The organism is Uniformispora flossi, assembly GCF_049534875.1.
Lineage (GTDB): Bacteria > Actinomycetota > Actinomycetes > Streptomycetales > Streptomycetaceae > Yinghuangia > Yinghuangia aomiensis.
The window spans coordinates 771,184-791,799 of sequence record NZ_JBMULZ010000001.1 but is presented as its reverse complement, the minus strand read 5'-3'; the positions used below and the strand labels follow the sequence as shown (position 1 = coordinate 791,799).

Below are 20,616 nucleotides of genomic sequence, written 5' to 3'. Positions count from 1 at the left end.
CAGGTTTCCGGGGTGGCGGATTCGGTGGCCTATCTGTGAACGGCACGATGAATCGTTCTGCTCCTGCAGGCCGTTGGGTTGTCTGTCACGATGCGGCTCCGCCAAAGAGAGGCCGTCGGGAGAGCGGCGCCCGGAGCGGGGGCGACGGCGATGCGTTCACGGGGATCCTGACTCGCTGGAGAGGCGGCCTAACCGCCGGACGAAGTTCATCCGTCGGCGGGGGAGTTGTTACGGGAGTGCAGGGGAGGGTGACGTACCGTTAGGTGATGGTGTCTGATGCGTTGCGGCGGGCGTTGGTGGATTCGGGGGATCCGGATCCGCGGCCCTTGCCGGTGTGGGTGGCGGAGTTGCTGTGTCGGGTGGAGGCGCCGCCTCGGCTTGCTGCGCATTTGCGGTTGGTGCACGACGTGGCGTGGCGCCTCGTGGGGTGGGTGGAACGGGCTTATCCCGGGTTGGAGTTCGACCGGGAGGCGGTGTTGTTCGGGGCGGCCACGCATGACATCGGCAAGGTGGCGCATCCGGAGGAACTGTCGGGGCCGGGGCACGCGCACGAGTTGGGCGGGTACGAGCTGTTGTACGACAGCGGTGTCGCCGCGGAGATGGCGCGGTTCGCGTGTACGCACGGGACGTGGGCGCAACCCGGCCTGCCTGTCGAGGACTTGCTGGTGTGCTTGGCCGACAAGGTGTGGAAGGGCGTACGGGTCGAGCAGCTGGAGAACCTGGTCGTCGCCCGGCTGGTCGCGGCGGAGGGCGGGCGGCGGGAGCCGTGGGAGGTGTTCGCGGGGTTGGACGATGTGCTGACGGACCTGGCGGCGGACGCGGACATGCGGCTGGCGTTCCAGGCCCGGCATCCGGTGGCGGGGGATGCCGTTCCGCGTTGGTAGACGTCGAGGGCGCGGTTGACGGCGACGCGTCCCGCCGAGACCCCACCCCGGCCGACCCTCGCCTCGCGCGGCATGATGCCCCCATGACGGGGACACACGCTTGGTTGCGGACGTGCCGGCGTATACGGCGCTCACGTGGACGTGCCACTGCCGTGCGCACCGCAGGCACGGCCGCAGCGATGGTCACGATCCTCACGCTTGGCCTTGGTGCGTGCGGCGAGGGTACGCAGGAGGCCGACGCCGCCGGTGGGCGGCAGCGGTGGGCCGAGCCGACTGGGGTGGTGGAGAGTCCGGGGGAGCGGGTGTGCGCTACGTGTGTGCCGGTGCCGGTTGCGGGACCGCAGGACGTTGCGCCGCCGGTGTGCGAGCCCCCCGGCCCCAGCCGTACCGCGGGCACCGGCCCTGCTGCCGGGTCGCCTACCCCTCGCCGCGAGGGGGGTGACGACGCGCCGCCCAATTACGAGGACAACACCGCGTGGAAGCGCCGTCAGCCGCTGCCGGAAGGGGATCGGGCGGCCGTCGAGGCGGCGCAGGTGGCGGTGCGGGCGGCGTTGGCGGGCATGTCGAGCGCCGGCGGTGGGAGTGGGAGCGGCAGCGCGAATGGGAATCGGAGCGGGAGTGGCAAGCCGACGCCCGAAGGGGTGACCTCGGCGCTGGTCGCGGCCGGGTTCGATGCGGCGCGGGTGCAGACTCGGGTGGCGGGGGAGTGGGTCGTGTACGGGCTGAAGGTCGGTGTCGCCGGGTGTGTGTACGGCGAGGTCGGCGGCCCCGAGCCGGCCGCCCGGGTCGGCGGCACGATCATGGAGTTCGGCTGTATGGAACCGCCGAACCCGCATTGAGCGGCGTGAGCGCATGAACCGATCCACGCACGCTGCCGCCTTCGTCGGCACCGCCATCGGGGACGCTCTGGGCGCGCCCTTCGAACTCACCGCGCCCGGCGGGCTCTCCGCGCGTTTCCCGTCCTGGGACGACGTGCAGCTCGACGGCGGCGGAGGCTGGGACCCGGGCGAAGCCACCGACGACACCCAGATGGCCGTCCACGTTGCCCTGTCGATCGTCGATCGCCGTGGTGTCGAACTCCCGGACATGTTCGGGCGGTTCGTGGCGTGGATGGCCGCGGATCCCAAGGATGTCGGGCTTCAGACCGAAGTGGTCCTCAGCTCCGGCCTGCCGTATGACCAGGCGGCCGACGACTACGTCGCGCACCATCACCTCGCGGCCGGCAACGGCTCGCTCATGCGGGCGATCGCCGGGGCGCTGTACGGGGCCACGCTGCCGCGTCCGCGGAGTGCCGAGGTGGCGCGGGCGATCTCGCGGCTCACGCATGCCGATCCGGCGACGGGCGAGGGCTGCGTGATCTTCCACGAGCTGACCCGGGTGGCCTTGGACGGTGGCAATCCGATCGCCGCCCTGCCGACGGCTCTTGCGCAGGTGCGGGAAGACGAACGCGACCGCTGGGAAACGGTGTTGGTCGAGGACTGGCACCCGGACAAGGCCACCGAGTTCAACGGTGCGGTGTGGCCCGCGCTCGGGTCCGCCGTGTGGGCCTTGCGGCATACGCGCACGTTCCGTGATGCGGTGTGTGTCGCGGTGGATCTGGGTGGCGATACGGACACCGTCGCCGCCATCACCGGCGGGCTCGCCGGGGCCGTCTACGGGTTCGACGGCATTCCGGCCGCCTGGCGCGCGGCCGTTCACGTCCCGCTCCCCGGCGCCCGGCCCGGCGAACGAGCTGTCTGGTGCGCCGACGACTTGGCGCGTTTGGCGGACGCACTGGCCGGATGACGCGCCCCACGCGGTAGGGTCACGGCGTCCGCTGACGGCACACCACACCGCGGACACCCAAGCCCGAGATCCACCGCATCGAGCGACGCATCACGCCGAAGAGCCGGCGGGCCACAGAACCACCGCACCAGTGCACCCCCGCACCACCGAACCAGTGCACGAGCACCACAGAACCACGGACGATCGCACCATCGAACGACCGCACCACCTGTACGCACCACCTGTACGCACCACCGTAACCAGACGCGGCACACGGGGAGTCGGCCATGGGGCGCGAGGCGAGGCATCGTCTGCCGAAGGAACTGCGCGGGGAGCGCCCGAGGTCCGAGCGGCGCAAGTCCGAGCGTTCGGCTTCCGGGCATGCCGCCCCCGAGCCTCCGGCCCCTGAGCTTTCGGCCATCGAGCGCGTGCGATCCGAGCGTCTCGCGCTCGAACGCCCGGATCCCGAACGCGCAGCGCTCGAAACCTCGAGGTCCGAACGGCCGATCCGCGAACGAGAAAGCCGTCAACGAGTCTTTCCCCAAAGTGCGTTCCGCGGCCGCGCGGCCTTCGAACGCCGTCCCGCCCCCGTTCCCGCCAAGCCGGACAGTCCCACACCGCCGCCACCCCCGCGCCGCCGCCGCTACCTCGTGTGGACCGTCTCCCTCCTCATCGTGGCCCTCACCATCACGACCGGCACGCTAGTCGCGCTCTCCTACACCGACTCCGGACGGGACGGCCGCGACCGGTTCGGGCCCAACTTCGACACGCTGCCGGCCGGGCCGCTCCCCAGCGAGACGTTCGGCTTCTACCGCGTGGACAAGGACGCGGACGGCCGCTGGGGGTTGCGCACGCCCGACGGGCGCCCGTTCTACTCGCTGGGCGTCGATGCGGTGCGGCCCGGCGAGGACACCGATCGTGCGACCGGCACCTGCACATACTGCGCCGCCATGTCGGCCGCCTATCCCGATCCGGCGGACTGGATCTCCGCGACGACCAAGCGGCTCGGTACGTGGGGCTTCAACACGCTCGGGGCCGGGTCGGACTATGCGATGTTCGGGCCGAGCTTTGCGTACGTTCCCCAGCTGGACTTCGACGGCGGCTGGCAGCCCGGCGGCCAGTCCGGCACCACGCATGACTGGTTCGATCCCGCGTTCGCCGACCACGCTGCCGATGTGGTGCGTGCCAAAGTGGCGCCGCTTGCCGTCGACCCGTACCTGATGGGCTGGTACCTCGACGACAAGCCGAATTGGGGCTTGGGCCAGAGCGGCAGTACGACGCTGCTCGAGGCGTACCTCGCGCTCCCCGACGGCGCGCCGGGGCGGCTGACGGCCGAGCAATACCGCGGCGATCCGCAGGGCTTCGTCCGGGTCGCCGCCCGGCGCTACTTCGAGGTGACGACGCGCGCGGTGCGCCAGGTCGACCGGCACCACCTCATCCTCGGGTTCCGCGCCTCGCTGCTGTCCACCCCTGTCGAGGTGGTGAAGGAAGCCGGTTCCTGGGTGGACGTGTTCAGTGTCGACGCCTTCCAAGCGACGGATGAAGCGAAAGAGTTCACCACCACGCTCGGCGGATCGTCGGTGGTCGCCGCGGAACCCGATCTGCGGGCGTTCCACGAGCTGAGCGGACGCCCGGTCCTGGTGTCCGGCTTCACCGCCCTCGCCGCCGACGCCGGACTGCCCAACACCGTGCCCGGCGCCCAGATTGTCGACGCCGACCAGGACCGGCGCGCCGAGCGCTACGCCCAAGTCGCGCAGACGTTCTTCGACACGCCGTGGATCGTGGGCGTGCACTGGTTCCGGTACGTCGACCAGCCCGCCGGCGGACGTACCCCCGACGGCGCGGACGGCAACGTCGGCGTGGTCGGCCTCGACGACCAGCCCTGGTCCGTCCTGACCGACCGCATGTCCGCCGTGAACGCGAAGGCGCCATACCACGACGGGTATGCCACACCGACACCATAAGTCGCCGGTAAGTCAGGCCGACACGGTAAGCCGCCGACAAGCCACGCCACCGGCAAGCCACATCACCGGCAGCCACGCCGCCGCCCGACCCGCCCCGTCCCGAGCGGGCCGCGCGCCCCGCCCTCGCCCCACCGCGCCTAGGATCGCCCCATGTCATCTTCTGTACGTCATGTCACGATCGACTGCCGTGAGCCGTACACGCTGGCGCTGTTCTGGGCCGAGGCGCTCGGCGGAAAGCTCGGCGAAGGCGATGAGCCCGGGGACGACGAGGTGCTCGTCGAGAACCCGGTCGTGGGGCTGCTGTTCGAGCGGGTGCCGGAGCCCAAGGAGATCAAGAACCGGGTGCACCTCGACCTCCAGCCGCGGGACCGCAGCCGCGACGCCGAGGTCGAACGGCTGACCGCCCTGGGTGCGACCGTCGTCGACGACCGCCGGACGCCGGACGGCAAGGGCTGGGCCGTCATGGCGGACCCGGAAGGCAACGAGTTCTGCGTCGAACGCAGCGCCGCGGAACTGGCAGCCACCGAGGGACCCACCGAGGGATCCACCGAAAGCGCCACCTGAAGCGCAATCTAAAGCGCGCCACCGAAAGCGCCACCGAAAGCCCAACCCAAGCCTGAACGCACCGGGGCAGGGCGGCACCAAGCCGCCCGGCCCCGGTGTCGAGCCCTACCTCCTCCGGCCGCGGTCGGAAACCGGGGTCCGGATCACCGCGCCCGGTGCAGCACCTGCAGCTCCGTGAACCCGTACAGTCCCCAAGGCCCGTTCTCCACGCCGATGCCGCTCCACTTCGCGCCGCCGAAGGGCTGGTTCGGGGCGAGGGCGAGGTGGGTGTTGACCCAGGCGGTGCCGACGTCGAGGCGGGCGGCGACGTCCGCGGCGCGGTCCGGGTCGCCGGACCACACCGAGCCGCCAAGGCCGAAGCGGCCGGTGTTGACGTGGTCGACGGTCGCCTCGAGGTCGCGGTACGTGACCACGGGCAGCGCGGGCCCGAACTGCTCCTCGTCGACGATGCGCGAGCCGTTGCCGACCCCGGTGAGGATGGTCGGCGCGTAGAAGTAGCCGCCGCCGTCGCCGACCTCCAGGCGCTGGCCGCCCGCCACGGCGACCGCGCCGCCGGCCAGCGCGTCCTCGACGAGTTCGTTCACCCGCTCGAACTGGGGCTTGTTGTTGACCGGGCCGAGCTGCACGCCCTCGTCGGTGCCGACGCCGACGCGTACCGCCTTGGCCTGCGCCGCGAGGGCCTCGACCAGGTCGTCGTGCAGGGACTCGGGGACGTACACGCGCTTGACGGCCGCGCACACCTGGCCGCTGTTGGTGAACGCGCCCCAGAAGATGCGCTCGGCGATCTTCGCCGGGTCGGCGTCGTCGAGGACGATCGCGGCGTCGTTGCCGCCGAGTTCAAGGGTGACGCGCTTGAGGTCGGGGGCGGCCGACGCGGCGACGTGCTTGCCGGTGGCGACCGAGCCGGTGAAGCTGATCTTGCGGGCGAGCGGGTGGGCGGTCATCCACGCGCCGAGTTCGTCGCCGCCGCTGACCGTGTTGACCACGCCGGCCGGGAGGACGTCGCGCAGGATCTCGCCGACGATCAGCGTGGACAGCGGAGTGTAGGGCGACGGCTTGATGACGACCGTGTTGCCCGCCCGCAGCGCCGGGGCGATCTTCCAGAACGCGAGGGTGAGCGGGAAGTTCCACGGGGTGATGGCGGCGACCACGCCGACCGGGCGGCGGACCACCTCGACCAGGCCGCGTTCGTCGTCCTGGATGACCTCGCGGGGCAGTTCGAGGCCCGCGTAGTAGTTCAGCCAGGCGGCGGCGGTGTAGACCTCGCGGACCGCGTCGCCCAGCGGCTTGCCCTGTTCGGCGGTGAGGATCGCGCCGATGTCGTTCGCGCGGGCGGTCAGCGCGGCGGCGCAGGCGCGCAGGGCGGTGCGGCGGGCATCCTCGTCGCGGCGCCACGCGGCGAACGCGCGGTCGGCGGCGGCGAACGCGGCGTCGAGCTGGTCGCGCGAGCAGTCCGGGGCCTGCGCGAAGACCGCGCCGGTCGCCGGGTTGACGACGCCGATGGTCGCGGCGGTCTCGACCGCCGCGCCGTCGATGGTCATGGAGGGGGTGGCGGTCATGGACGGCTCCGTTCTCGTGGTTCGTGGTCCCGACCCTGACCGGGCGGCGCCGGTAAGTCCAGAGGGACAGCTGTGCACTCTCCCCGCGATCCCGACTCGGCGGTCGGAAATCCGCCTTGTGCGTCGGTTCGATGCTTGACACCCCGAGCGAGGCCCGGGATAGGCTGGGCTTAGCGCCCGTTCAGTAACTCTGTGTGCCTATCGCCGCCCCGGCGTCACGCCGCGTCGGGGGCTGCCGATCGGCCCGTGTCACCGCAGTTCGCCCACCTCGCCCACCACCGCGACGGGAGACCGCCCCATGACCACCGCAGTGATCGTCGACGCCGTCCGCAGCGCTTCCGGCAAAGGCAAGCCCGGCGGCGCGCTGTCCGGCACCCACCCGGTGGCCCTGCTCGGGGAGGTGCTGCGCCACTTGGTCGAGCGCAACGGCCTCGACCCGGTGCTCGTGGACGACGTCATCACCGGCTGCGTCTCGCAGGGCGGCGACCAGGCCCTCAACATCGCCCGCAGCGCGCTCCTCGCCGCGGGCTTCCCCGAGTCGGTGCCCGGCACCACCGTCGACCGGCAGTGCGGATCCAGCCAGCAGGCCGCGCATTTCGCCGCGCAGGGCGTGATCGCGGGCGCGTACGACATCGCCATCGCGGCGGGCGTCGAGTCCATGAGCCGGGTGCCGATGGGCTTCACCGCGCAGGGCCGCAACCCGTTCGAACCGCTGGCCGAGCGGTACCCCGACGGCCTGATCCCGCAGGGCTACTCCGCCGAACTCATCGCGGCTCGTTGGAAGTTCGACCGCGAGGAACTCGACGCCTTCTCGGCCCGCTCGCACCGGCTCGCGGCCGAGGCCGCCGCCGCGGGTGCCTTCGACCGGGAGATCGTGCCGATCGCGGTCACCGGGCCGGACGGGTCGGCGTACGAGCACCGCGTCGACGAGACCGTGCGCGCGTCGACGACTCCGGAAGGGCTCGCCGGGCTGAAGCCGGCGTTCGTCCACGAGGCCATGGGCGCGCGCTTCCCGGAGATCGACTGGCGCATCACCCCGGGGAATTCGTCGCCGCTGACGGACGGCGCCTCGGCCGTTCTGATCATGAGCGAGGAGAAGGCGAACGCGCTCGGGCTGACCCCGAGGGCCCGGTTCCATGCGTTCGCGGTGACCGGCGACGACCCGCTGCTCATGCTCACCGGGGTGATCCCGGCGACCCGCAAGGTGCTGGAGCGCGGCGGGCTCGACATCGACGACATCGACGCGTTCGAGGTCAACGAGGCGTTCGCCCCGGTGCCGCTGGCTTGGGCGAAGGACACCGGCGCCGACCTGGCGAAGACCAACATCCGCGGCGGCGCCATCGCGCTCGGCCACCCGCTCGGCGCGTCCGGCGGACGCCTCATGGCCACCCTGCTCGGCGTGCTGGAGGCCACCGGCGGACGCTACGGCCTCCAGACCATGTGCGAAGGCGGCGGCATGGCGAACGCCACCGTCATCGAACGGCTCTGACGAAGCATCAGCGGTAATGGCGGGAGTTCCGCCCGACCCGGCCGGCCTCGACCCGAGGGACAGACATCATGCGTATCGAAGGAAACGTCGCCCTCGTCACCGGGGCCGCTTCGGGCCTCGGCCGGGCGACGGCGGAACTCCTGCACGCCAAGGGTGCGTCCGTCGTCCTGCTCGACCTGCCCGGCACGGCCGGCAAGGACGCGGCCGCGGCGCTCGGCGACCGCGCGGTCTTCGCGGCCGCGGACGTGACGTCCGAGGACGAGGTCGGCGCCGCGCTCGACATGGCGCAGACGATGGGACGTCTCGCCATCACCGTCAACTGCGCGGGAATCGGCAGCGCCGCCCGCACGGTCGGCCGCAACGGCGCCTTCCCGCTCGACCTGTTCGAGCGGACGGTCCGCATCAACCTCGTCGGCACCTTCAACGTCATGCGGCTGGCCGCCGAGCGCATGGTCGGCAACGACCCGCTCGACGGCGACTGCGGCGTGATCGTCAACACCGCCTCGGTGGCCGCGTTCGACGGCCAGATCGGACAGGCCGCCTACAGCGCCTCCAAGGGCGGGATCGTCGCGCTGACGCTGCCCGCCGCCCGCGACCTCGCCGCCCGGGCGATCCGCGTGATGACCATCGCGCCCGGCACATTCGAGACTCCGCTGCTCGGCTCGCTGCCGCAGGAGGCGAAGGACTCGCTGGGCAGCCAGGTGCCGCACCCCAGCCGCCTCGGGCAGCCGTCCGAATTCGCCGCACTCGTCGCGCACATCGTGGAGAACGGCATGCTCAACGGCGAAGTGATCCGCCTCGACGGGGCGATCCGGATGGCACCGAAGTAGTCCGGAGGCAAGCGGAAGTCAGTCCTTCGTGCGGTGCCCGACGGCGGCAAGCGCGATCTCCACGTACCGGCCGGCGATCTCCTGCGGCGTCAGGCGACCGTACGGCCGGTACCAGTTCGCCACCGCCTGCGCCATCGTCAGCACCGCACGCCCGGCGTCCACCGGGTACGGGGTGGTGAAGTCGCCGCGGGCCACCGCATCGCGCACGCTGGTCTGTACGAGGGCTTCGAGTTCGTCGCGCATCGCGATGTACCTGGCCCGGTTGTCCGGTTCGAGGCTGCGCGTCTCGGTGTCCAGGAACGCCATCGGTGCCCGGTTGGCCATGTACAGCACGATGCACTCGACCAGCGCGCTGAACCGCTCCACCGGGTCCGGCCCGGCTTCCTCGACGGCCGAACGGCAGCGGCCCAGCACCGCGTTCATCGAGCCGAGGAGCAGTTCGACGAGCAGTGCCTGCTTGTTCTGGTAGTGGTAGTAGAGCGCGGGCACGGTGACGCCGACGCGGCGTGCGATGTCGCGTACGGTCGTGCCGTGGTAGCCGTGCTCGTCGAACGCGTCCAGTGACGCGGCGAGGATGGGCGGCAGTCGGACCGGCTCGTAGGCCCGCCAGTCCGTGTGGCCGTCCGGCCGCAGATCCGCCACCATGCCCGTACGTCCTCCGCCTTGCCGTGGCCTGCGCCGACGCGCAGGCGAAATCCGAGTCTAGCGAGCGCTCGATATGCGCAGCAGGCACATGAGGCCGGCTGCGGCGCATTTTTGACGGTAAGTCAGGTGTCAGCCGCCGGACTGCGCCGCCGGCGCCAGGTCCGGGATCGCCGCAAGTTCGGTCCGGGAGAGAATGCCCAGCTTGGGATACGCCTTGTACAGGTGGTGTCCGACCGTGCGCGGGCTGAGGAACAGCTGCGCGGCGATGTCGCGGTTCGACAGCCCCTGCGCGGCGAGCCGGGTGATCTGCAGTTCCTGCGGGGTGAGGACGGCGAGCGCGCCGGTCGGCGGGGCGCTCGCGCGGGCGGCCGACGCGGTGCCGGACGCGTCCAGTTCGCCGCGCGCCCGCTCGGCCCAGGGGCGAGCGCCGAGGCGTTCGAACTCCTCCAGTGCGGTGCGGAGTTGGGTGCGCGCGTCGGTCTTGCGGCGCATGCGGCGCAGCCATTCGCCGTACAGGAGTGCGGTGCGTGCGCGTTCCATCGGCCGCCGGTCGGGCTCGTGCCGGGCGAGGGCGGCGGTCCACAGGTCTTCGGCGGCGTCGTCGTCGGCGAGGAGGGCCTGGCAGCGCAGCACCATGGCTTGGGCCCAGCGTTGGCGGGAACGTTCGGCCCAGCGTTCGAAGCGCGCCAACTGATCGGCTGCCCGTTCGGGTTCACCGATCCGGACGGCGGATTCGACGAGGTCGGGCGCGCTGCGGGTGGCGCAGATGTGATGGCGCAGGGGTGCCCGCGCGAGCTGTTCCAGGCGGGTGACGGCGGCGCCGGCACGGCCGAGGCCCAGGTCGAGGATGCCGAGTGCCCAGTAGGCCCAGGGGGTGCCCGCGGCCATGGCGCCGCCGGTTCCGGTGGCGAGGGCTGCGTCGGCGGACCGGTGGCAGGCTTCTTCGTCGCCTTCGACCGCGCGCAGCAGCGCGAGCACGCTGTGGAACTGGCTGATCCACTGCTGCTGCCCGGTGTCTTCCGCGAAGCGGAGGGCTTCGGTGGCGGTGGCGAGGGCATCGGTGTGCAGGTCTTGGAACTGCTCCGCTTCGACCTTGAAGAACAGCAGGGTGGGCAGCCGTCCGATGCCGCCGCGCTTCCGGCTGTCCTCGACGAGGCGCGCCGCGAGGTCGTGCGCGTCGGAGTCCTGGCCCTGGGTCAGGGCGAGCCCGCACAGCAACTGCAGGACCCGGGCGTCGACTTCGGCACCTGAGGCGTCCTCGATGCGGCGCACGTCGGCGAGGACGTCGCCGAGCAGCGGGGGCGGCGCTCCGTCGGGGTCCTCGGCGGCGCGGCCGAGTGCCGCGACCAGGTACTGCGCGACCGGGGTGATCGGGTCGTCCGCGGGCAGCTCGATCGCAGCCAACCGGTCGATGGTGGTGAGGAGTTCGGCTTCGCCGACGTACCACCCGGCGTGGGCGGCCTGGACGAGCAGGCGGGCGGCCTGTCCGGGGACGGCGTCCGCGGTCTCGTCGGCGCCCGCGACCAGCACCTTGTGCGCGCTGGGGAAGGCCCCTTGCCAGAAATCCGCGAGGCCGTGCACCAAGGCGAGGGTGGCGCGGTCGGCGGGATCGTGGGCGCCCGCGGCGCTGCGGGCCGCGAAGTCGCGGGCGCGGTCGAGGTCGCCCGCTTCGGAAGCCCACTGGGCGGCTTGGGCGAGGCGGCGTACCCGGCCGTCGGGATCGACGGTCAGACGGGCCGCGTACTCGTACGCGCGGGCCGCCGAGGCGTAGCCGCCGCGTTCGCGGGCACGCCCGGCGGTCGCCTCCAGGGCGTCGGCGACGTCTTCGTCGGGCCCGGTGGAGGCCGCGGCGAGCTGCCAGGCGCGCCGGTCGGCCTGGTCGGGTGCGTCGAGCGCGGACGCGAGGGCGCGGTGCGCGGCCAACCGACGGTCGAGGGGGGCGCGCTGGTGGACGGCGGCGCGGATCAGCGGGTGCCGGAAGCGCGGCACCCCGTCGGCGACGTGCAGCAAGTCGGCGGTACGCGCGGGCTCCAGGTCCGCGGCTCCGGCACCGAGCGTCTCGGCGGCCCGCAGCACCACTCCGAGGTCCCCGGTGTCGTCCAGCGCGGCGAGCAGCAGCAGCGACTGGGTGGCCTCGGGCAGCCTGCTGACCTGGCCGTGGAAGGCGAGTTGGAGACGGCTGGTGAGCGGCAGTTGGCCGGGCCGGAAGACCGCCGCCTTGTTCTCGCCCTCCAACGCGACGGGCAGTTCGCGCAGCGCCAGCGGATTGCCGTGCGCTTCGGCGAGGACCCGGAACCGGGCGGCGGGAGACAGGCCGGCCGCATGCGCGTCCAGCAGCGCCCCCGCGTCCGTCGCGGCCAGACCGGACAGCCGCAATTCCGGCAGCCCCGGCGCAGGGAACGAGCCTTCGCCGTCGCGGGCGCCGAACAGCATCACGACCCCCTCCGCGTGCAGGCGGCGGGCGGCGAACACCAGCGCGTCGGAGGAGACCCGGTCGAGCCACTGGGCGTCGTCGACGACGCACAGCAGCGGCCCGTCGCCCGCGTACTCCGACAACAGCGACAGCACGGCCAAGCCCACGAACATCGGCTCGGGGGCCTGCCCCGACGCCAAGCCGAGCGCGGCGTCCAACGCGCGGCGCTGCGGCTCGGGGATCGCGGCCGCGTGCCCGAGGGCGGGGCGCAGCAGCATGGTGAGGCCCGCGTACGGCAGGTCCGCCTCGAACTCGACCCCCGTGCCGCGCACGACGGGTACGCCGTCGGCGGCCGCGACCGCATGGTCGAGCAGCGTCGTCTTGCCGATGCCGGCTTCGCCGCGCACCACGAGGACCCCGCTCGTCCCGTCGCGTGCCGCGCCGATCAGCGACTCGACCGCGGCCTGTTCCTGCGCCCGCCCGTGGATCATGCTTCGCACCGTAGCGCCCCGCGCGGGCCGGCGTGCCGGGGGAGGCCCGCGGCTGTGACTTACGCCGGACTACCGGACGACTTACCCAAGTACTTATGCGTGACTGATTCCGTGCTTCGGCGATCTCCGTAGCTTCTTGACCTGCGGAAAGCACCCCGGAACACCGAGACCGGGGGCCGCGGACCGGCCCGGCGGATCCTCTCCGACCACGGCCGGGAGACACGGAAGGACCCACCGCCATGACCACCACCCCCGCCACCACCGTCGACTTCGCCGCCGCCGTCGAGCGCTACCTCGCCGCCTGGAACGAGACCGACGCCGTCAAGCGCCGCGCCCTCGTCGAAGCCGCCTACACCCCCGACGCCACCTACACCGACCCGCTCGCCGCGGTCGCCGGACACGACGGCATCGACACGGTCATCGGCGCGGTCCAAGGCCAGTTCGCCGGGCTGGTGTTCACCCTCGGCGGCCCGGTCGACGGCCACCACGACATCGCCCGCTTCCCGTGGCACCTCGGCCCCGCGGGCGGCGAAGCCCTCGCCATCGGCTTCGACGTCGTCGCCCTCGACCCCGCCGGCCGCATCACCACCGTCCACGGCTTCCTCGACAAGGTCCCCGCCGGACTGTGACGGCGCGCTTACCGCAGCCCGCCCGCCGCTTACCGACGCCTGCACCGACGCCTGCTCGCTTACCGAAGCCTGCGGGCTTACCGAAGCCCGCCCGCTTGCCGAGGCCCATCCGCTCGTCCAGGCCTGCCCGCCGACCGCCGGTCGGCCACCCGGAAAGGATCCGACCGTGTCGACCAGCACCACCACCCCGCGCGCCGCCGAGGCGGAGGCCGCCCCGCCGACGACCACGTCGTGGATGCCGCTCGCCGTCCTGCTCAGCGGCATCTTCATCACCACGCTCGACTTCTTCATCGTCAACGTCGCGATCCCCGCGACCCAGGCCGACCTCGGCGCGAGCGCCGCCGCGATCCAGTGGGTCGTCGCCGGCTACGGCCTGGCCCTCGCCGCCTCGCTGATCCTCGGCGGCCGCCTCGGCGACATGTTCGGCCGACGCCGCATGTTCGGCACGGGCATGGCGCTGTTCACCGTCGCCTCCGCGGCCTGCGGGCTGGCGCAGAACTCCGAACAGCTCATCGTCGCCCGCGTCGTCCAGGGCGTCGCCGCGGCGCTGCTGATGCCGCAGGTCCTCGGCTTGGTGAACGTGGTCTACGACGGCGCCCGCAAGGCCAAGGCGTTCACCGCCTACGGCATGACCATCGGCTTCGCCGCGGTCTTCGGCCAGCTCATCGGCGGCAGTCTGATCGCGATCGACCTGTTCGGCCTCGACTGGCGGAGCATCTTCTGGATCAACGTGCCCGTCGGCATCGCCGCCATCGTCCTCGCCCCGCGCTGCATCCCGGAGAGCCGCGGCACCGGCGGCACGCGCCTCGACCTGGTCGGTGCGGACCTGGTGGTGCTCGGGCTGGTCGCCATCGTGCTGCCGCTGGTGCAGGGCCGCGAGCAGGGCTGGCCGCTGTGGACGTGGCTGTCGCTCGCCGCCGCCCCGGTGCTCCTCGGCATCTTCGTCGCCTACCAGCGCCGCCTGGCCGCCCGCGGCGGGTCGCCGCTGATGGATGTGGCGATGTTCCGCGAGCGCTCCTTCTCCGCCGGACTCGCCGTCACACTGTCCTACCAGATGGCCATGGCATCCTTCTTCCTCGTGCTGGCGCTCTACCTGCAGATGGGGCAGGGCATGACGGCACTGCGCTCGGGCCTGCTGTTCACGATGCTCGGCGTCGGCTACTTCGTGGGCGCCGCCCAGGCCGGCAAGGTCGCAGCGAAACTCGGCCGCCAGGTGCTCGCACTCGGTGGCGGGCTGACCGCGATCGGCTACGCGATCATCGGCGACACCGTCCACATGATCGGCGTGAGCGGCTCCGTCGGCTGGCTGGTCCCGGGCTTCCTGATCGCCGGGTACGGCATGGGCTTCGCGCTCGTCCCGATGTCCCCGATCGTGCTCGCCGGGGTCAGCCCCCGGTATGCAGCCTCGGCGGCCGGCGTGCTCAACACCGCCCAGCAGGTCGGCGGCGCGCTCGGTGTTGCGGTGGTGGGGATCGTGTTCTACGACCGGCTCGGCGGCGGCCTGGCCGCCAACGACTACGCCCACGCCTTCACCTGGGCGATGATCCCGATGATCGCCTTCCCGCTGCTGACGGCGGCGCTGGTGCAGCTGCTGCCGAAGGCGGGAGCGGGGGCACGGGCGGAAAGCACCGCGGATCGGAACACTGCGGATCGGAAGATCGCGAGCTGACCGCCGGACCGGATCGCGGCCGATCGGAAGATCGCGAGCTGACGGCCGGACCGGATTGCGGCCCGGTGCCCGCCCCCTCGGAGGGGCGGACACCGGGCCGCTCTGCGTTGTCTGCGTTGTCTGCATCTGCGTTTGCTGGTCCGTGCGGCGCCTCCGGGCGGATTCCCGGAGTTTTCCGGCCGGAAGGGTTCCCGTCGCCGTGCCGGGGCATGCTGAGGATCACCGCTGCGGCGGTCGATCATCGGTGAGTCGACGGCATCCAAGGGTGACCGATTGACTACCCAAAAGGACTTATCCCAGTCGAATGCGCATCGGGTTAGTCTGAATCCGATCGAAAATCCGAGCGCACGGCCGGCTTCACGGCGGCTGTGTCGTGGAGTAGGTCGTTCCGTAAGTCGTTCTGTTAGTCGTTCCGTAAGTCGTTCTGGTCGTCGTTCGGGAAGTGGTCCTGGAACGCCCCTGGGAGGTCCGGCATGTCGAACACCGAAGTACGTCGACTGAGCCCGGTCTCCGGGTTCCCGTTCGCGGTCCGCGCGACATCCGGCGCGGAAGCCCGCGCCACCGAACTCGCCGCCCGCACCGAACGTGTCGTCACCTGGCTGACCGACGCCCTGCACTTCACCCCGAACTTGCGGCTGAGCGTCGCGGGCGAATCCGACTGGGCGGACGTCACCGACATGCCGCTGTACGGCATGCCCCACGCACATGCCGCGGAAATCGCCGTGCCGATCGGCGAAGCACCGTTCTACGCCGACCAACTTGCTTCGTATGAGCCGTACTTGACGGACGCCACGCGTGCCAACCTGCGCGAGGAATTCGGCGAGCAGGGATCGCTTACGCCGTACTACGAAGCGATCCACGTCCACGAACTGGTGCACCTCTACCACCAGCAAGGCTGGGACAAATATCCCGACCTGTGGCTCGTCGAACTGCACGCCAACATGGGCATGATCGGCTATCTCAACGAGATGGAACCGGACATGCTCCCGGCGGTGCAGGCCCTGACCGCCGTCGGGTACGACCTGGGCGCGGCCGACCTCCCGTACCGCGACCTCGCCGACCTGCCGAAGGCCCTCGACCGCGGCCTCTTCGACTACGCCTGGTACTTCTTCCACCTCACCGTCGCCGCCGACGAACTGTGGGAGACCGGCGGCACGCGCCTGTTCCGCCGCCTGTACGAGTACGTCCGGGCACGGCAGCACGCCGCGAATCCGGGACCGGTGACGCGGGACGAGATGTGGGCGGTGCACCCGGCGCTGGCGCAGATGATGGAGGAATGGCCGCCGTGAGGCGGAGCCTGCCGCAGGCCATGCCGCGCAGGCCCCGCCGTCGCGACGTGGTCGGTCATTCCGGTCGTTCGGGTCGTTCCGATCGTTCCGGTTGTCCGATCGTTCCGGTTGTTCGGTTTTAGAGGTGTGGCCGCTTGTCGGCGTGGTCAGCTGTAGAGGCGGCCGGCGAAGCGGCGGGTGAAGCCGTCGTCGGAGTCCGCGGTGACCGTGATGTCGTAGCGTCCGGCGGCGGTGGCGGGCAGATCGGTCTGGTACGTCTCGCCCGGCGCGACGGTGACCGTCGCCGCGGACCCGCCCGACGCACCTTCCGCCGCATTCGCCGCGATCGTGAACACGGCCGCCTTGCCGCCGGAGTTCGTGAGCGTGAGCGTCAGCTTGCGGCCCGGGCGATCGACGACCGCCGCCTCCGGGTGTGCCTTTCCGGCGTCGCGCCAGGTGCGGACGTCGCCCTTGAAACCGCGCAGGTAGCCGTCCGGGCCGTGCGCGTCGATGTCGTACGGCCCGCCGCTCACACCCAGCGCGCTGAAGTAGTCCTGCACGCTGCCGCCGGCCGGGACGGTGTACTGCCACGCGCCGAAGTTGCGGTGGTTGACCGTGTACATCGAGAACCCGGCGCCGAGCTGCCCGGTGTTGGTGACCTTGATCCAGAAGGTGCCGTTGTCGCTCTGCGTCCACGACGACGTCGCGAACCCGTAGGCGAGCGGCAACCCTTCGCGGTCGCCGCTCTCCTGCCCAGGCTGGTGCTGGATGATCGGCGGGGTGAGCGGCGGCAACTTCCAGCGCTGACCGGCGAGATCGTCGAGGAGCTTCTTGGTGTCCGGCAGTGTCGGGAACGACACGTTCGCGCCCGTGAACGCGAACGCGCTGAGCAGGTCGCCGCAGACGGTGCGGCGCCACTGGGAGATGTTGGTCTCGCGGACGCCCGTCCACCGTTCCAGGAAGCGCAGCACGGACGTGTGGTCGAACACCTCCGAACACGTCCGTGCCCCGCGGCTCCACGGCGAGATCACGATCATCGGCACCCGCGCCCCGAGGCCGATCGGCTGCCCGTTGACGAATTCGTCCGGCGTGCCCGCCGGGGGAGTAGGGGGAACGACGTGGTCGAAGAAGCCGTCGTTCTCGTCGTAGTTGAGGAACACGACGGTCTTCGCCCACACTGCCGGGTTCTTGGCGAGCGCGTCGAGCACGTACGAGGCCGTGAAGTCGGCCCCCTGCGCGGGCGCGTAGTTCGGGTGCTCGGACTGTGCCTCGGGCGCCACCACCCAACTGACCGCCGGCAGCCGCCCGGCGGCGACGTCGTCCGCGAAGGCGGTGGCGCCGCGGCGCGTCATGCCGTTGACCCACAGCGACGAGTCCTGCGGTGCGTTCTGGAACTGCTTGAACCACGCGAGCGCGTTGTCGTCGTAGTTGTCCTGCTGCTGGTACACGCGCCACGAAACCCCGGCCGCCTCAAGGCGCTCCGGGTACGTCGTCCACGTGTACCCCTTCTCGCTGTTGTCCGTCACCGGCCCGCCGGCCTCGCCGCGCGGGTCGATCGTGCCGGTCCACAGGAACAGCCGGTTCGGGTTCGTGGACGTCATCGACGAGCAGAAGTACTGGTCGCAGACGGTGAAGTTGTCGGCGAGCGCGTACTGGAACGGGATGTCGGCACGGGTGTAGTACCCCATCGTCATCCACGTCTTTGCAGGAATCCAGTTGCTGTACTGGCCGTTCGCCCAGGCACTGTGCCCGCCGTCCCAACTGTGGTCGAGCCCGTTGACGCGCTGCGCGTTGGTCTTCGCCGTGTCGAGGTGCCAAGGCAGCAGCGTGGTACCGCCGTTCAGTCCCAGCAGGCGCTGGTGCAGGGCATCACCGCCGTTGGCGAACCGGACGAGCGAACGGTCGTTGTACCCGCGCACACCCGCCAGGGTGCCGAAGTAGTGGTCGAAGCTGCGGTTCTCCTGCATGAGGATGACGACGTGCTCGATGTCGTCCAAGGTGCCCGGCATACCGTCCGTCGCGGCCACCGCCTCCGCAACCACAGGAGACAAACCGGACCCGGCGAGCGCCACACCCGCACCGGAAGCCGCCGCGGCACCGATGAAGCAGCGGCGGGAAAGCGGAGACATACGAAGTCCTCCCAGACGTCGGCGCGCCCCGGCCGCCCCTGTTGGGGACGGTTGTGGTTCGTGGTCTGTAGTTCGTGCTCGGCGGTTCGGGGTCCGTGGTTCGGAGGCGGTGGGTCGGTGGCGCCGGTCGAGCCTTGCGGCCCGGCCGTTCCCACCGTTCCTTCCGCTCCGCTTCCGTTCCTGCCGTTCCACCCCGTCCCTACCGGCCGGTAACGCGATCGAGGCCATCGTTGCGGGTCGGCGGGTGTGCGTGCAGGGGGTTTCGGGGGGCCGGCGTGTTAAGTGCGGGGGAATTTTGGGGCGGGGCGAGAGGTGACACGTGGGGGAGTGGAGGTGACACGTGTGGGTGCGGTGGGTGCGGTGGGTGCGGTGGGTGCGGTGGGGACGTGGGGGTGGGTGAGGGCGTGGAGCGAGGTTGTCGTGGGGTGAGGTTGTCGTGCGATCCGGTCTGCTTGGGGCATCCCGTTGTGCTTTCGGGGCATCCCGGTCTGCTTTGCCGGCATTCCGGTGTGTGCGAACCATCCGGGGCCGGGGTGCGTTCTCCTCCATGACAGGGGTGGCACGGAGGACGATCGGCTCGGCTGGGAGGGTGGCACATGCCAGGGAGCGTCAACGGCGGAAGGTCGGGGAGCAACGACATCGGGGGCGCTGATCTGACGCCCGGGGCGAACCGAGCGCTCCCGACCGGGACGCTGACCATGACCGTCCCCGGCCCCTTCGACCTCTCGCTCCTCATCACCGGCGACTCCGGCCGCGTCTCCGGCGACGCCGACTTCGTCTTCTTCAACCAGACCACCGCCCCCGGCGTCACCCTCCGCGACGCCACCACCGCGGCAGTCGACCCACCCCGTCTCCGCGCCGGGGCAACCCGCGTCACCCTCGTCGTCAGCCCCGCCGACCCCAGCGTCCGCCTCGGCGCCCTCCCGGCCCCCACCCTCACGATCGCCACCTCCGCCACCGGCATCGCAACCCGCTTCACCCCGCACCCGGTGACCCGCGAAACCGTCCTCCTCCTCGCCGAGCTGTACCACCGCAACGGCATATGGAAGATCCGCGCCATCGGCCAGGGCTACGCCGACGGCCTGGCGGGCATCGCCCGCGACTTCGGCGTCGACGTCACAGAAGACACCGAGTCCCCAACAGCCCCTCCCGCCTCCCCACCCCCCTCAACCTCTCCAGGCTCTCCCAACCTCCCCGCATTCGCCCCTGGGATCCCTTCCTCCCCCCTGGCCCAATGGCGTACCGAGGTCATCGCCCTCACCAACGCCGAACGCACCCGCGCCGGCCTGGGCACCCTCGCCGAGGAAGCCCGCCTCACCACCGCCGCCCAGTCCCACAGCGACGACATGGCCGGCCGCAACTACTTCGACCACACCGGCCTCGACGGCCGCCACCCCGCCGACCGAGTCACCGCCGCCGGCTACACCTACCGCCGCTGCGCCGAAAACATCGCCGCCGGCCAACAGTCCCCCGCCGAAGTAGTCGACGGCTGGATGAACAGCCCAGGCCACCGCGCCAACATCCTCACCCCCGACCTCACCCAAATCGGCATCGGCATAGCCCACGGCGGCACCTACGGCATCTACTGGACCCAGGTCTTCGGAACGCCGATGGGGAGTGCGAATCCGTTCGGGCGGTGAGGGTGGTGCGGGTGCGGGTGCGGGTGCGGGTGCCTGCCTGGGCGTAGGCCGGGCGCCGGACGAGTGTGCCGTCTCGGGCGGCCCTGACACGGGGGCTCCGTCGCGATGCGCGTCGGGTAGTCGGACGTCGAATCTGCAAAACGGCGAGTCCTGAGAACCAAGTCCGAGTCCTGAGTTGCAAGTCCGGGGTCGGCGTCCGGCGTCCGGCGTCCGGCGCCCGGCGGCCCGAGCCCAGGGCGCCGGGCCCTTGACCCCTGAACCACTCACGAGTGCCCGCCCCCCCCGCGGCACTCCCACATCCCCCGCCACTCAAAGCCGCTTGGCCACTCCCGCCTGCTCGGCTCGTCTCCGACCCTTCCCCCTCCGCGTTCTCGCGGTAGTCGCGCTGATGGGCTGTCCCCACCCGCACCACCTCCCACCAGCACCCCACCCCGATACCGCGTCGCAGGCACCTCCCGAACCTTGGTAAGGTTGTCCCAGACAACGCGGCCACGCCGCGGTCACCAGTCCGGGTGGCGGAATAGGCAGACGCGCTAGCTTGAGGTGCTAGTGCCCGAAAGGGCATGGGGGTTCAAGTCCCCCCTCGGACACATAATTGCCCCACGAGCTTCGGTTTCTGGGCAGCGTCGATTGGCACCCGTGCTTGGCCTCGGCCGAGGCGGGTGTTTGTCGTTGCCG

The 20,616-nt window shown here is 71.4% G+C and carries 15 protein-coding genes and 1 tRNA gene; 12 read left to right on the top strand and 4 right to left on the bottom strand.

Annotated elements, in window-relative coordinates:
- Positions 1 to 266 precede the first annotated feature (266 nt).
- From ACPA54_RS03525 to ACPA54_RS03505, 5 genes are all read left to right on the top strand, one after another.
- Positions 267 to 884 carry an HD domain-containing protein gene (locus ACPA54_RS03525; RefSeq protein ID WP_423526622.1) on the top strand — a complete coding sequence of 206 codons (618 nt, stop codon included), beginning with the start codon at positions 267 to 269 and terminating at the stop codon, positions 882 to 884.
- 641 nt (positions 885 to 1,525) lie between these two features.
- The gene (locus ACPA54_RS03520; protein ID WP_423526620.1) at positions 1,526 to 1,723 is read left to right on the top strand and encodes a hypothetical protein; all 198 of its coding nucleotides are present in this window, start codon (positions 1,526 to 1,528) and stop codon (positions 1,721 to 1,723) included.
- Between the two features lie 13 nt (positions 1,724 to 1,736).
- The gene (locus tag ACPA54_RS03515; RefSeq protein ID WP_423526618.1) at positions 1,737 to 2,669 is read left to right on the top strand and encodes an ADP-ribosylglycohydrolase family protein; all 933 of its coding nucleotides are present in this window, start codon (positions 1,737 to 1,739) and stop codon (positions 2,667 to 2,669) included.
- 653 nt (positions 2,670 to 3,322) lie between these two features.
- Positions 3,323 to 4,612: a hypothetical protein gene (locus tag ACPA54_RS03510; RefSeq protein ID WP_423526616.1), complete on the top strand. Its 1,290-nt coding sequence runs from the start codon at positions 3,323 to 3,325 to the stop codon at positions 4,610 to 4,612.
- 150 nt (positions 4,613 to 4,762) lie between these two features.
- Positions 4,763 to 5,176: a VOC family protein gene (locus ACPA54_RS03505; RefSeq protein WP_423526614.1), complete on the top strand. Its 414-nt coding sequence runs from the start codon at positions 4,763 to 4,765 to the stop codon at positions 5,174 to 5,176.
- Between the two features lie 143 nt (positions 5,177 to 5,319).
- On the opposite strand, the gene ACPA54_RS03500 is transcribed toward ACPA54_RS03505, so the two are convergent.
- Entirely contained in the window at positions 5,320 to 6,735 is a 1,416-nt protein-coding gene (locus ACPA54_RS03500; RefSeq protein ID WP_423526613.1) for an aldehyde dehydrogenase family protein, read from the bottom strand.
- A gap of 298 nt (positions 6,736 to 7,033) precedes the next feature.
- Between ACPA54_RS03500 and ACPA54_RS03495 the strand changes: the two genes are divergently transcribed.
- Both ACPA54_RS03495 and ACPA54_RS03490 read left to right on the top strand, forming a co-directional pair.
- Positions 7,034 to 8,224, top strand: a complete 1,191-nt coding sequence (locus tag ACPA54_RS03495; protein ID WP_423526611.1) for a thiolase family protein — start codon at positions 7,034 to 7,036, stop codon at positions 8,222 to 8,224.
- 68 nt (positions 8,225 to 8,292) lie between these two features.
- A complete protein-coding gene (locus ACPA54_RS03490; protein WP_423526610.1) occupies positions 8,293 to 9,054 on the top strand; it encodes a 3-hydroxyacyl-CoA dehydrogenase in 762 nt (253 codons plus the stop codon).
- A gap of 18 nt (positions 9,055 to 9,072) precedes the next feature.
- On the opposite strand, the gene ACPA54_RS03485 is transcribed toward ACPA54_RS03490, so the two are convergent.
- Complete coding sequence (locus ACPA54_RS03485) at positions 9,073 to 9,699, bottom strand: TetR/AcrR family transcriptional regulator (RefSeq protein ID WP_423526608.1); 627 nt, start codon at positions 9,697 to 9,699, stop codon at positions 9,073 to 9,075.
- A gap of 129 nt (positions 9,700 to 9,828) precedes the next feature.
- Positions 9,829 to 12,603, bottom strand: a complete 2,775-nt coding sequence (locus ACPA54_RS03480) for an ATP-binding protein (protein WP_423526607.1) — start codon at positions 12,601 to 12,603, stop codon at positions 9,829 to 9,831.
- A 239-nt stretch (positions 12,604 to 12,842) separates the two neighbouring features.
- Here ACPA54_RS03480 and ACPA54_RS03475 point away from each other — a divergent pair, with 239 nt between their 5' ends.
- The 3 genes from ACPA54_RS03475 to ACPA54_RS03465 all read left to right on the top strand — a co-directional run bounded on the left by ACPA54_RS03475 (position 12,843) and on the right by ACPA54_RS03465 (position 16,190).
- On the top strand, positions 12,843 to 13,232 hold the full coding sequence (locus ACPA54_RS03475) for a nuclear transport factor 2 family protein (protein ID WP_423526605.1): 390 nt from the start codon (positions 12,843 to 12,845) through the stop codon (positions 13,230 to 13,232).
- Between the two features lie 166 nt (positions 13,233 to 13,398).
- Positions 13,399 to 14,901, top strand: a complete 1,503-nt coding sequence (locus ACPA54_RS03470; protein ID WP_423526603.1) for an MFS transporter — start codon at positions 13,399 to 13,401, stop codon at positions 14,899 to 14,901.
- Between the two features lie 473 nt (positions 14,902 to 15,374).
- The gene (locus ACPA54_RS03465) at positions 15,375 to 16,190 is read left to right on the top strand and encodes a hypothetical protein (RefSeq protein WP_423526602.1); all 816 of its coding nucleotides are present in this window, start codon (positions 15,375 to 15,377) and stop codon (positions 16,188 to 16,190) included.
- A gap of 146 nt (positions 16,191 to 16,336) precedes the next feature.
- Here ACPA54_RS03465 and ACPA54_RS03460 read toward each other — a convergent pair whose 3' ends face one another.
- On the bottom strand, positions 16,337 to 18,298 hold the full coding sequence (locus ACPA54_RS03460) for a phosphocholine-specific phospholipase C (RefSeq protein ID WP_423526600.1): 1,962 nt from the start codon (positions 18,296 to 18,298) through the stop codon (positions 16,337 to 16,339).
- Positions 18,299 to 18,996: 698 nt separating this feature from the next.
- On the opposite strand from ACPA54_RS03460, the gene ACPA54_RS03455 reads away from it, so the two are divergent.
- Positions 18,997 to 19,938: a CAP domain-containing protein gene (locus ACPA54_RS03455; protein WP_423526598.1), complete on the top strand. Its 942-nt coding sequence runs from the start codon at positions 18,997 to 18,999 to the stop codon at positions 19,936 to 19,938.
- Positions 19,939 to 20,444: 506 nt separating this feature from the next.
- Positions 20,445 to 20,528, top strand: a tRNA-Leu gene (locus ACPA54_RS03450).
- Positions 20,529 to 20,616: the final 88 nt, after the last annotated feature.